Origin of the sequence: Cryobacterium algoritolerans, assembly GCF_004402785.1 — a bacterium.
GTDB classification, from domain to species: Bacteria; Actinomycetota; Actinomycetes; order Actinomycetales; family Microbacteriaceae; genus Cryobacterium; species Cryobacterium algoritolerans.
Window position 1 is genome coordinate 37,996 of sequence record NZ_SOFP01000057.1, and the last position, 10,911, is coordinate 48,906.

10 protein-coding genes are annotated in these 10,911 nt (G+C 68.8%); 3 read left to right on the top strand and 7 right to left on the bottom strand.

The genetic code is table 11. From position 1 onward, the window contains the following. Nucleotides 1-23 precede the first annotated feature (23 nt). Complete coding sequence (gene tsf / locus E3O19_RS12740; protein ID WP_134568155.1) at nt 24-851, bottom strand: translation elongation factor Ts; 828 nt, start codon at nt 849-851, stop codon at nt 24-26. Between the two features lie 10 nt (nt 852-861). After that, nucleotides 862-1,794, bottom strand: coding sequence for a 30S ribosomal protein S2 (gene rpsB, locus E3O19_RS12745; RefSeq protein WP_134568157.1), 933 nt, complete (start codon nt 1,792-1,794; stop codon nt 862-864). Between the two features lie 321 nt (nt 1,795-2,115). Between rpsB and E3O19_RS12750 the strand changes: the two genes are divergently transcribed. Next, nucleotides 2,116-2,643, top strand: coding sequence for a M23 family metallopeptidase (locus tag E3O19_RS12750; protein WP_166804567.1), 528 nt, complete (start codon nt 2,116-2,118; stop codon nt 2,641-2,643). Here the strand turns inward: E3O19_RS12750 and E3O19_RS12755 are convergent. Together E3O19_RS12755 and E3O19_RS12760 are read right to left on the bottom strand one after the other, a co-directional pair. Further along, entirely contained in the window at nt 2,621-3,574 is a 954-nt protein-coding gene (locus E3O19_RS12755; RefSeq protein ID WP_134568160.1) for a tyrosine recombinase XerC, read from the bottom strand. The genes E3O19_RS12750 and E3O19_RS12755 overlap by 23 nt on opposite strands. Further along, entirely contained in the window at nt 3,562-4,494 is a 933-nt protein-coding gene (locus E3O19_RS12760) for a phosphodiesterase (RefSeq protein ID WP_134568162.1), read from the bottom strand. Before E3O19_RS12760 ends, E3O19_RS12755 begins: the two co-directional genes overlap by 13 nt. Nucleotides 4,495-4,695: 201 nt before the next feature. On the opposite strand from E3O19_RS12760, the gene E3O19_RS12765 reads away from it, so the two are divergent. Together E3O19_RS12765 and E3O19_RS12770 are read left to right on the top strand one after the other, a co-directional pair. Continuing rightward, nucleotides 4,696-5,184: a hypothetical protein gene (locus E3O19_RS12765; RefSeq protein ID WP_134568164.1), complete on the top strand. Its 489-nt coding sequence runs from the start codon at nt 4,696-4,698 to the stop codon at nt 5,182-5,184. 110 nt (nt 5,185-5,294) lie between these two features. Continuing rightward, the gene (locus tag E3O19_RS12770) at nt 5,295-7,655 is read left to right on the top strand and encodes a beta strand repeat-containing protein (RefSeq protein WP_134568166.1); all 2,361 of its coding nucleotides are present in this window, start codon (nt 5,295-5,297) and stop codon (nt 7,653-7,655) included. An 89-nt stretch (nt 7,656-7,744) separates the two neighbouring features. Here the strand turns inward: E3O19_RS12770 and E3O19_RS12775 are convergent, their stop codons facing one another. The 3 genes from E3O19_RS12775 to E3O19_RS12785 form a co-directional block, all read right to left on the bottom strand. Further along, entirely contained in the window at nt 7,745-8,881 is a 1,137-nt protein-coding gene (locus E3O19_RS12775; protein ID WP_420898614.1) for an alcohol dehydrogenase catalytic domain-containing protein, read from the bottom strand. Between the two features lie 36 nt (nt 8,882-8,917). Beyond that, nucleotides 8,918-10,174 (bottom strand): DNA-processing protein DprA, encoded by a 1,257-nt coding sequence (dprA, locus tag E3O19_RS12780; protein WP_134568168.1) that lies wholly within the window; start codon nt 10,172-10,174, stop codon nt 8,918-8,920. Further along, on the bottom strand, nt 10,171-10,911 hold a 741-nt coding region (locus E3O19_RS12785; protein ID WP_134568170.1), incomplete at its 5' end, for an ATP-binding protein. The genes E3O19_RS12785 and dprA, both read right to left, overlap by 4 nt.

Sequence of the window (10,911 nt, forward strand, 5' to 3'; positions counted from 1 at the left end):
GGTCTCCCTCATTGTGAATCCTGTTACGCACCGACCTTGAACCGGGCGAAGCCCGAAACGGTCAGTCCGGCATCGGCCAGGACCTTGCTGACGGACACCTTGTTGTCCTTGGCGTAGTCCTGCTCGAGCAGGGCAACCTGCTTGAAGTACGCGTGGATGCGACCCTCGACGATCTTGGGCAGTGCCGCTTCGGGCTTGCCTTCGTTCTTCGAGATCTCGGTGACGATCCGGCGCTCGGCCTCGACGGCGTCCGTGGGGACGTCGTCCTTGGTGAGGTACTCCGGGTTCGCGAACGAGATGTGCTGGGCGACGCTGCGCGCGGTCTCAGCGTCGTCGCCGGAGTAGCCGAGAACAACACCGACCTGCGGGGGCAGGTCCTTGCTGGTCTTGTGCAAGTAGATCGCGAACTTCTCACCCTTGACGGATGCGACCCGACGCAGTTCGAACTTCTCGCCGATGATCGCGGCTTCGCCGTCGATCAGTTCGCCGACGGTCTGGCTGCCGGCCGGGGCGGCCAGTCCTTCCTCGACCGTGGTCGCGCCGGCTGCGGCAACCGCGTCCAGGACCTTGTCTGCCAGTGCGACGAACTTGTCGCCCTTGGCGACGAAGTCGGTCTCGCAAGCGAGTTCGATCAGGGTGGCGGTGTCGCCGGTTTCCTTGGCCGCGACGAGACCCTCCGAGGTGGAACGGTCGGCGCGCTTGGCGTTGCCCTTCGCACCCTTCATCCGGAGGATTTCGACGGCCTTTTCCATGTCGCCTTCGGCTTCGACGAGGGCGTTCTTGGTGTCTACCATGCCGGTTCCGAGACGCTCGCGCAGCGCCTTGACGTCTGCGAGGCTGATGCTTGCCATACCCGAATCCTTACTTGGCTTCTTCGGTGGGAGCGTCGGCGGCAGCGACTGCTGCGGCTTCCTCTTCCACAACGGGGACCTCGTCGGCGACGGCCTCGGCTGCGACCTGCTCGGCGGCGACGGTTACGGCGGCAACCTCAGCGGTCTCGGCGGAGGACTGCTCGGGGGTCGCGTCTGTTGCAGCGGCTTCACCGGTCTGCAGCAGCTCGGCTTCCCAAGCGGCGAGGGGCTCGACTTCGGCCTCCGGCTTGGCGTGGCGCTGGATGAGGCCCTCGGCCGCTGCGTCCGCAATGATGCGGGTCAGCAGGCCGACGGAGCGGATGGCGTCGTCGTTACCCGGGATCGGGTACTGAACGTCGTCAGGGTCGCAGTTGGTGTCGAGGATTGCGATCACGGGGATGCCGAGCTTGCGTGCCTCGTCGATGGCGAGGTGCTCTTTGTTGGTGTCCACAACCCACAGCGCGGACGGTGTCTTCGTGAGGTTGCGGATACCGCCGAGGCTCTTGTGCAACTTGACGAGCTCGCGCTTCTTGATGAGCATTTCCTTCTTCGTGAAGCCGCTCTTGGCGGTGTCCTCGAAGTCGAGCTCCTCGAGCTCTTTCATGCGGGCCAGACGCTTGGAGACGGTCTGGAAGTTGGTGAGCAGGCCACCGAGCCAGCGCTGGTTGACGTAGGGCTGGCCGACACGGGTCGCCTGCTCCTGAATCGATTCCTGCGCCTGCTTCTTCGTGCCGACGAAGAGCACGGTGCCGCCATGGGCGACGGTCTCCTTGACGAAGTCGTAGGCCTTGTCAACGAACCCGAGGGACTGCTGCAGGTCGATGATGTAGATGCCGGACCGCTCGGTGAAGATGAATCGCTTCATCTTCGGGTTCCAACGGCGGGTCTGGTGCCCGAAATGCACGCCGCTGTCGAGCAGCTGGCGAATGGTTACGACGGCCATGAGCCGTACTCCTTGTCCGGCGCGCCTGCAGGGCAGAGCAACGCCAATCGGTTTGTGTCGTGATCGGATGATCACTACTCCTGGTGCCCGGCGCGCATCCGCCTGCTTCCGGGGAAGCGAGGACCGAGTGGATGCGGAGGCCGAATGGGCACGCGTAGTCAGCGCACGCAGCGCTGCTTTGATGAGTTTAGCACCCACGCAGAGGGCCGCCGTGCGCGTCCCGGGAGCGGGGTTTTCCGCCACAGTCATGGTCGGGACCGCCCTGTCCACGAATGCGCGCCCGGCCGACAGAGCGGACATCGAATGCCCAACGGTGGGGGCATGCAGCTTCCCGGTCTCTTCGTCGCTGCCGCGCTGGCGGCCGCCTCCTTCTTCGTTCCCTTCGCCGTGCCCCCGACCGAGCCGTGGGTCTGGCCGCTCACACCGCCTCACCGGGTGCTCGCCGAGTACGTGGCGCCTGCCACCGACTACTCCGCCGGGCACCGCGGCCTCGACCTGGCCGCCAACGGCCTGACCGCGGACGTCGGGGCACCGGTCTTCGCCGTTTCCGCCGGAGTGGTGTTCTTTGCGGGAACCGTCGTCGACCGTCCCGTGCTCTCGATCCGGCACGCCGGCGATCTGTCGTCGAGCGTGGAGCCCGTGACCGCGGTCGTCTCGGCGGGTGAGGCGGTCGCGCGCGGCCAGCTGGTCGGGTATGTCGCGCCGGGTGGTCACTGCTCTGCCAGGTGCGTGCACCTGGGGGCGCGCCTCCACGGGCGGTACGTGTCCCCCCGGCTATACCTTGGCGGCGTCCGCCGGGCAGTGCTATTGCCGCTCGAGGGCCCGGCTACGCCCGGGGGTGCGCGTTGAGGTAGCTCTGCTTGAGCCGCTCGGCCGACACGTGGGTGTAGATCTGGGTGGTGCCCAGGCTCGCGTGGCCGAGCAGTTCCTGGACGGCCCGGAGGTCGGCGCCACCGTCGAGTAGATGGGTGGCCGCCGTGTGGCGCAGGGCGTGCGGGCCGGCCGGGCCGTTGCCCGGCACGTCGGCGAGGAGGGCGGCGACGAGACGGTACACGGCCCGCACGCCCAGACGCCTCCGTGCGGTGCCGAGGAACAGGGCCCCGACCTCGAGCGCGGATGCCTGAGCGGGGAGTTTCGCTGCGGCCAGCACCGGGCGCCCCCGGTCGAGGTACGCGAGGATGGCGGACTGGGCGGGCACGCCGAACGGCACCACCCGCTCCTTCGATCCCTTTCCGGTCACCCGCACGGTGAGCCGGTGCAGGTCGACGTCGCCGGCCTCCAGGCCGACGAGTTCGGAGACGCGCAGCCCAGACGCATAGAGCAGTTCGACGATCGCGAGATCGCGCAGGGCGTGCGGCTCGCTGTCGGCCGCTCGGAGCTCGAGGTGGCCGAACAGGTCCTGCATCTGGGCGCGGTTGATCACCCGTGGGAGGGTGCGGCCCGGCTTGGGCGAGCGCAGCCGGATCGCCGGGTCGGCCGGGCTCGCCCCGGTGTGCGCCAGCCAGGCCGTGAAACCTCGCGCGGTGGCTGACCGGCGGGCGATGGTCGCCCGCGCCAACCCCGACTGGCTGCCCACCCAGAGCCAATCCCGGAGGAGATCAAGGGTCAGGGCTGAGGACTCGACTACGCCGCGCCCCTCGGCGAAGGTGAGCAGCCCGGCCAGGTCGCTCCGGTAGGCGCGGACGGTGTGCGGCGAGAAGCCGCGCTCCACGGCCAGGTAGACGGCGAAGTCCTCGACGGCAGCGGCCAGGCTCACGGTCCGCCCAGTCACGCCACGCATCCGGCCGAGTCGACCTGGCGGGAGAACGCCTCGGTGCGTTCCTCAGGGCTGAGTGACTGCATCCGGGCGAGGAAGGCCGCGTCGAATCTGGTTGCGACGTCGAATTCGCCCAGCGGCACGGTCGAGTGCACGATCTGGTCGTCGTAGACGTGCACCAGGTTGATCGACTGCCCGCCGCTCTGCCCGACCAGTTCCCCCTGCGGGGCACTCGCGTCGAGGGTGTAGCAGGTCGCGGCGGCGACGGAAACCGGGATGCCCGCGAACATTCCGGTCGTGGCGTAGTGAAGGTGACCGCCGAGGATGGCCCGGATATCGCTGCCGGCGATCACCTGGGCCAGCCGCGCCTGGCTGCGCAGTTCCAGGATGCTCATCAGTGGAATCATGGTGGGGATCGGCGGGTGGTGCAGGGCCAGCACCGTGCCGTGGGGTGCGGGCTCGCTGAGCAGGTCGGCCAGCCAGTCCAGCTGGGACCGGGTGAGGTCTCCGTGGTGGTAACCGGGAACGCTGCTGTCCAGTGCAATCAGGCGCACTCCCCCGAGGTCGAACACACCATCGACCGGCGCATCGGACTCGGCCTCAGACCCGGCCCGTCCGAGGAGTTCGGTGCGGAATGCGGCCCGTTTGTCGTGGTTGCCCATCACCCAGACGATTTCGGCGCCGAGTCGGTCCGCCGACGCCTGCACGAGACCGCGCACCCGGCGGTAGGCATCCGCCTCTCCGGTGTCGGCGATGTCGCCCGTGAAGACGAGGGCGTCCGGGCGCAGCCCGGAGCGTTCGAGCTGGGCCAGCGCCCGGCGCACGGGGCTGTCGGTGTCCACGGTCCCGTAGAGGGTGCGTGAACCGCCGAGGAAGTGTGTGTCGCTGATGTGGGCGATCAGATGGGACGCGGGCGGGTACTGGCCCAGTTGCACGACTGACATGACTCACCTTTCGTCGTGTCGACCACACTACGGGCTGCCTCCGACACCAGCCGGTCGCTAGATGAGCCCTCTAGTGGGGGCGCCGAGTCCCCGTTCTGGGGGTTTATCGGGCCTAACGCTCCATGCGGGACCGCTCTAGGTTCCATCACGTGTCCTCACAAATGAGGACAGTCGAGACCCGAACCGATTGAAGGGCATCACATGACCACGAACATCTCGCCCCTGGAAACCGCCGGTAACGCCAAGCCGAAGCGGGTCAGGGGCATCGCGCTCGTCGCGGCTGCACTGCTCCTGGTTGGCGGAGGCGGAGCGTTCGCCTACTGGTCGACGACCGGTCAGGGCACCGGATCCGCTGCCAACGCCGCCGCCAACGGCACGCTTGTCCTCACCGCGACGTTCGATCCAGGGCTCGCACCCGGCAACTCCGTGCCGGTGACGTTCACGGCGCAGAATGCGGGCACGTCCACACTCCACCTCGGAACGATCACCTCGGTCGTCACCACGTCCAACGCGCTGTGTCTCGCGTCGGACTTCACCATCTCGCCGGTCACCTTTGACACCACGCTGAAAGGCAAGACCCCCGGGGTCGTCACGCTCTCTCCCACGGGGCTTCTGTCCTTCGCCGACACGGCCAACAACCAGGACGCCTGCAAGAGCGCCGTGGTCACCCTGACGCTCAGCTCCAACTAGCACGAGCACGAGCGGGCGGGCTCTCCCCGAGCCGGTCCGCTCGTGCGGCTCTACCTGCGTATCCAGATTCTTGAACGTCCAGGCTCGTTCGATCGCTGTGAGAGGTTGACGTGACTTTCCTCCGTCCCCGCCGTTCCGCGTCCGGAAACACCCGCCTCCCGTTCGTCGGGCTGACCGCCGCCGTCACCCTGGCCGTGCTGGTGGTGTCCGTCACCAGTGGTGCCTCCGCGTACTACACCGCCCCCGGGCAGGGCTCCGGCTCGGCCTCCCTCGGCACACTGCTGCCGCCCACCAACATCCTCGTTCCCGCAACCAGCTCCGGTGCCGTGCACCTCAGCTGGACGGCATCCGCCGGCGCGCTCGCCCCGACCGGCTACTACGCCACCCGCACCGAGACCGGCACCGCAGCGACCGCTCCGGCCTGCGGCACCAGCCCAACCTCCACCGTGGCCACGGTATCCTGCGACGACCTGTCCGTGATGTCCGGTGGATACACCTACACGGTCACCGCGGTTTATCGGGGCTGGACGGCGAAGAGTGCACCCAGTGCCGGCGTCGTAGTGTCGAACCCGACGAAACTCGCCTTCCAGGCCCAACCGTCCAACGCGACCAGCGGCACCGTCTTCGCTTCCCAGCCCAGCGTCGCGATCCAGAACGCCGCCGGACAGACCGTGACGACCAGCAGCAGGGCGGTCACCCTGGCGATCACCGGGTCACCCGCGGGAGCGAACCTCACCTGTGCGCAGAACCCGCTGACCGCCGTGTCCGGCATCGCCACCTTCACCGGCTGCCAGGTCGACAAGGCCGGCACCTACACGCTCACCGCCACTGCAACCGGGCTCACCGCGGCCACGAGCAGCAACGTCACCATCGCGGCCGGTCCCGCCACGAAACTCGGCTTCACCACCCAGCCCACCAGTAGCACGGGTGGTACGGCATTCCCCACCCAGCCCGTGGTCACGGTGCTGGACGCGTTCGGGAACACCGTCACCACCAGCAACGCCCCCGTGAACCTCAGCATCACGAGCTCCACAGTCGCCACACTCAGGTGCACCTCTGCCAACCCGCTAACGGCAACGTCCGGTGTTGCCTCCTTCGCCGGCTGCCAGATCGACAAGACCGGCACCTTCACACTCACGGCAGTCTCCGGCTCCCTGATCTCCGCCGCGAGTGCCGCCCTGACCATTTCCGTTGGCACAGCGAAGAAACTGTCCTTCACCCAGCCCACAACCAGCTTCTCCGCCACCAGCCAGACCACGTTCCCCTCGGCCAACCAACCGGTCGTCACCGTCCAGGACGCCGGCGGAAACGTCCTCCCCGGCAGCGCCGCCACGATCAGCCTCGGCCTCACGACACCTGCCGGTGCCACCCTGGCCTGCGCACAGAACCTGCTCACCGCCGTGTCCGGCATCGCCACCTTCACCGGCTGCCAGATCGACAAGGCCGGCACCTACACGCTCACCGCCACTGCAACCGGGCTCACCGCCGCCACGAGCAGCAACATCACCGTCACGGCCGGTCCCGCCACCAAACTGCTCTTCACCACCCAGCCTTCCAACGGCACCGGCGGGACAGCATTCCCCGGCCAGCCCGTGGTCACGGTGCTGGACGCGTTCGGGAACGCCGTCACCACCAGCAACGTCCCCGTGAACCTCAGCATCGCGCCTCCTGGAGGCGCCACGCTCACATGTACAACCAACCCGCTCACGGCCGCATCCGGCGTCGCGGCCTTCACCGGCTGCAACATCGACAAGCCAGGCACCTACACCCTCACTGCGGTCTCCGGGTCCTGGACCGCCGTGTCCAACAGCCTGACCATTGTCGTTGGTTCCGAAGCGAAACTCGCTATTGCTTTCCCGACCAGCACGGCCACCAGTCAGATCGCTTTCCCCAACCAACCCGTTGTCACCGCTCAGGATGCCGGCGGCAACACCGTCACAAACAGCACCGCGACCGTGACGCTGAGCCTCACCAACGCATCCGGGGCCGCCCTGTCAGCCTGCGCTTCCACCAGGACAGCGGGCGTCACGACCTTCACCGGTTGCCAGATCGACAAAGTCGGCGCATACACACTGACGGCAACGGTGAGTGGCCCCATCACCGCCACGAGCAACACCGTCACGATCTCGGCCGGAGCTGCATACAAACTCGCCTTCACCGGATCCTTCCCTGCGGGCAGCTACAAGAAGAACACCGTCTTCGGGTCGCAGCCGGTTGTCACGGTGCAGGACGCCTTCGGCAACACGGCAGCCGTCGCTGTAAGCGTCACACTCTCCGTGACTGCGGGCCAGGGCGGCTCACTGTCGTGCACAACGAACCCCCTGACTTCCGCCGCCGGTGTGGCCAACTTCGGCAACTGCCAGATAATCACCAGTCAGGGTAGTGGCAACAAGGAGACCGGGCCGTATACGCTCAACGCGGTCGCTCCGGGGCTCGCGGCCGCTATCCCCACCACCGTCACCATCACCTGAGCTGAACTGAACTGAACTGAACTGAACTGAACTGAACTGAACTGAACTGAGCCGAACCGAGCTGAGCTACGCAGTGCGCCGCCGAAGAGTCACCGGTCCATCCGGAACAGGCGGCGCACAACCCGTCCGTCGGCGAGCGCGTCCAGACCCTCGTTGAGTTCGGCGATCGGCCTCGTGTCCGTGTGCAACAACTCGACGGGGAGCTTGCCATCGCGCCAGAGCTGCAGGTACGCGGCGATGTCCCGGGTCGGCACGGAGTCGCCCATGTAGGAGCCCAGCAGTCGAACGCCCGTACCCGCGAACTGGAGGGCCTGCACGGTGAGCTGTTGCTCCGGGTTCGGCAGCCCGACCGAGACGAGCGCTCCACCCCGGGTGAGGAGACCGAGGCAGGCCTCCATGACCCGGGCGCTGCCCACCGCTTCAATGGCCACATCGACGCCGTCGCCGGCGTGTTCGGCCACGAGGGCGACCGCCTGCTCGGGCGGACCGGCGATGTCCGCACCGCACTTCAGGGCGAGCCGCTGTTTTTCCGGCAGCGGATCGATCGCGATCACCGTGGTCCCGGAGACCTGGGCGGCCGCCATGACGGCCATCAGCCCCACCGCTCCCAATCCGAACACGATGATGGATTGGCCAGGCGCCAGCCGGGCCGTGTTCAGCACGGCGCCGATCCCGGTCAGGGCGGCGCAGCCGAACATCGCGGCAACGTCGAAGGGAACGTCATCGTCGATGACGACCACGGATTCCCGGGCCACGAGCGCGAACTCAGAGAAGGCGGAGACACCCAGGTGGTGGTTGATCCGCTCACCGTTGGGCGAGGTGAGAGCGGCCGTTCCGTGCAGCAGATCTCCCGTGCCGTTGGCCTCCGCACCGCGGTGGCACAGCGCCGGGCGGCCCGCCGCGCACGCCCGGCACTCCCCGCAGCTGGGCACGAAGACGAGCACGACCCGGTCGCCGACCCGGACATCCGTGACGCCGGAGCCGAGCGCGGCCACAACGCCGGCCGCCTCGTGGCCGAGGGCCATGGGCAGCGGCCGGACCCGGGACCCGTTGATCACGGACAGGTCGGAGTGGCACAGACTGGCGCGTTCGATCTTCACCAGAACCTCACCGGCTCGCGGCCGCGGCACAGCCACCTCCTCCTGAACGAGCGGCGCGCTGGTCGAATATGGGCGGGGAACACCCGACCGTCGGAGGATGGAACTGAGCATCGTTGCTGGTTGCATGGTTCTCAACCTAACCCGGGTCAGCCTCACCACCCGCTACCCGCCGCGTACCCAACCAGTTTCCCGCTCCCGCACCGCTCCCTCCAGGCCGAGGGCGCCCAGCGCCCCCTGCACGGCCGCCGTGGACAGGCCCGCGCGGCGCGCGACGTCGGGCACGGTGCGCGGGGATCTCCCGCTGAGGGCGTCGAACACCCGGATCTGGTCGCTCGTGCGGCCCCCGAAACCCCCGCTGTCACCGTCGGCGGCCTGGAGGTCGAGGGTCAGGCTCAGCGTCCGCTCGCCGACGAGTTCGGCCATCTCCGCCGCCGTGGTCACGCACACGGCATCGTATTCGCGAATCAGCCGGTGGCAGCCGGCCGACGTCGGCGAGGTCACCGGGCCGGGCACCGCGCCCAGTGGGCGACCGAGGGCGGCGGCATGCCCGGCCGTGTTGAGCGAACCGGATCGCCAGCCGGCCTCGAGTACGACCGTGGCCGCACTCGACGCCGCGATCAACCTGTTGCGTTGCAGGAATCTCCATTTGGTCGGTGCCGCCCCGCAGGGCAGCTCAGAGACGACCGCGCCGTCGGCCGCGATGCGGCCGAGCAGCGCATCGTGGCCACTCGGGTAGAAACGGTCGACCCCCCCGGCCAGGAAGGCAACGGTGAGCCCCGAACTGGCCAGGGCCGCACGGTGCGCCATCCCGTCAATGCCGTAGGCCGCCCCAGACACGATCGTGAAGCCGCGGTCGACCAGACCGGCCGACGCCTCCATGGCGACGTGCTCGCCGTACCCCGTCGCCGCCCGCGCGCCGACCAGGGCAATCGAGTTCGGCAGCGAGGCGAGGGCCGGGGCGATGCCCCGCCACCAGAGCGCGATCGGGGCATGGGGCCCGAGGTCGTCCACCCCGCCCGGCCACACGTCGTCCCCAGGAATGGCGAGCTGCGCCGAAAGCCGCACGGCCTGTCGGAGAGCCCGGATCACCTCCGCCGACGACAACCGAGGTCGCCAGCGTTGCAGGGCCGGCTCCAGTTCGGAGCCGGAGCCTTCCGGGCCGCCGGTATCCGCGAGCATCGCCGCGAGCCTGCCCGAGGTGCCCGGATCGAGCACAGCGGCCAGGGCCGGGCCGGCTCCGAGCCGGTCGACCAGCACCCCGGCGGTGCCGTCTCCCGGCTCCGCAATGCAGGTCCACGCGGCCCGGGCAAACACCTCGCCCGCGACACCGGGCTCCATTTCGCCGTGCGGGGCATCTGTTGGGCGTACCCCGGCAGCAAGCTCGTTCACCGTGGCCTCGTCCAGTCCGAACTGCATCATGATGATATTCCCTTCCGGAGGTACAGTGCCTGCCCGACCTGTTCGGGGCCGGGCCTTCCAACCCCGCCGAGATCGGCGATCGACCACGCCACCCGGAGCACCCGGTCGTAGCCGCGCATGGTGATCCCCCCTCGCTCCAAAGCCCGGTCGAGGATCGCGGTCGTCTCCCCGGGGAGCCTGGCGTGAACGCCTCGCAGCCACGGCCCCGGTACTTCCGAATTCAGGGACCATGGCGTTCCCGCCAGCCGCTCGGCGGCCGCCGCCCTGGCCTGAACGACGCGCTGTCTCGCTGTGGCACTGGTCAGGCGCGGCGCGTCGGCGGCCAGGCGCAGCTGCGCGGCCGTGACCCGCTGCACCCTCAGCTGGATGTCGATCCGGTCCAGGAGTGGACCGGACAGTCGGGCAAGGTAACGCCGCCGTGCGCTCGGCGGGCAGCTGCAATCGAGGTCAGCGGCCCCGTACCGGCCGCAGGGGCAGGGGTTGGCGGCCATCACCAGCTGGAACCTGGCCGGGAACCGGGCCACGGCATTCGCGCGATGGATACTGATCACACCCGATTCGAGCGGCTGGCGGAGCGCGTCGAGCACGGCCGAACCGAACTCCGGCGCCTCATCGAGGAATAGAACGCCGTGGGAGGCTCGCGCCGCCGCACCGGGGCGGATCCGGCCGCTGCCCCCGCCCACCATGGCCGCGGCGGTGGCGGTGTGGTGCGGCGCCTCGAGCGGCGGCCGCGTCGC

What these genes read in the sequence shown, in the direction of transcription:
- dprA (WP_134568168.1), bottom strand. Translation starts at nt 10,174, where the DNA reads ATGATGCAGTTCGGACTGGACGAGGCCACGGTGAACGAGCTTGCTGCC.
- E3O19_RS12775 (WP_420898614.1), bottom strand. Translation starts at nt 8,881, where the DNA reads ATGCAACCAGCAACGATGCTCAGTTCCATCCTCCGACGGTCGGGTGTT.
- E3O19_RS12755 (WP_134568160.1), bottom strand. Translation starts at nt 3,574, where the DNA reads ATGCGTGGCGTGACTGGGCGGACCGTGAGCCTGGCCGCTGCCGTCGAG.
- rpsB (WP_134568157.1), bottom strand. Translation starts at nt 1,794, where the DNA reads ATGGCCGTCGTAACCATTCGCCAGCTGCTCGACAGCGGCGTGCATTTC.
- E3O19_RS12765 (WP_134568164.1), top strand. Translation starts at nt 4,696, where the DNA reads ATGACCACGAACATCTCGCCCCTGGAAACCGCCGGTAACGCCAAGCCG.
- E3O19_RS12760 (WP_134568162.1), bottom strand. Translation starts at nt 4,494, where the DNA reads ATGTCAGTCGTGCAACTGGGCCAGTACCCGCCCGCGTCCCATCTGATC.
- E3O19_RS12750 (WP_166804567.1), top strand. Translation starts at nt 2,116, where the DNA reads ATGCAGCTTCCCGGTCTCTTCGTCGCTGCCGCGCTGGCGGCCGCCTCC.
- tsf (WP_134568155.1), bottom strand. Translation starts at nt 851, where the DNA reads ATGGCAAGCATCAGCCTCGCAGACGTCAAGGCGCTGCGCGAGCGTCTC.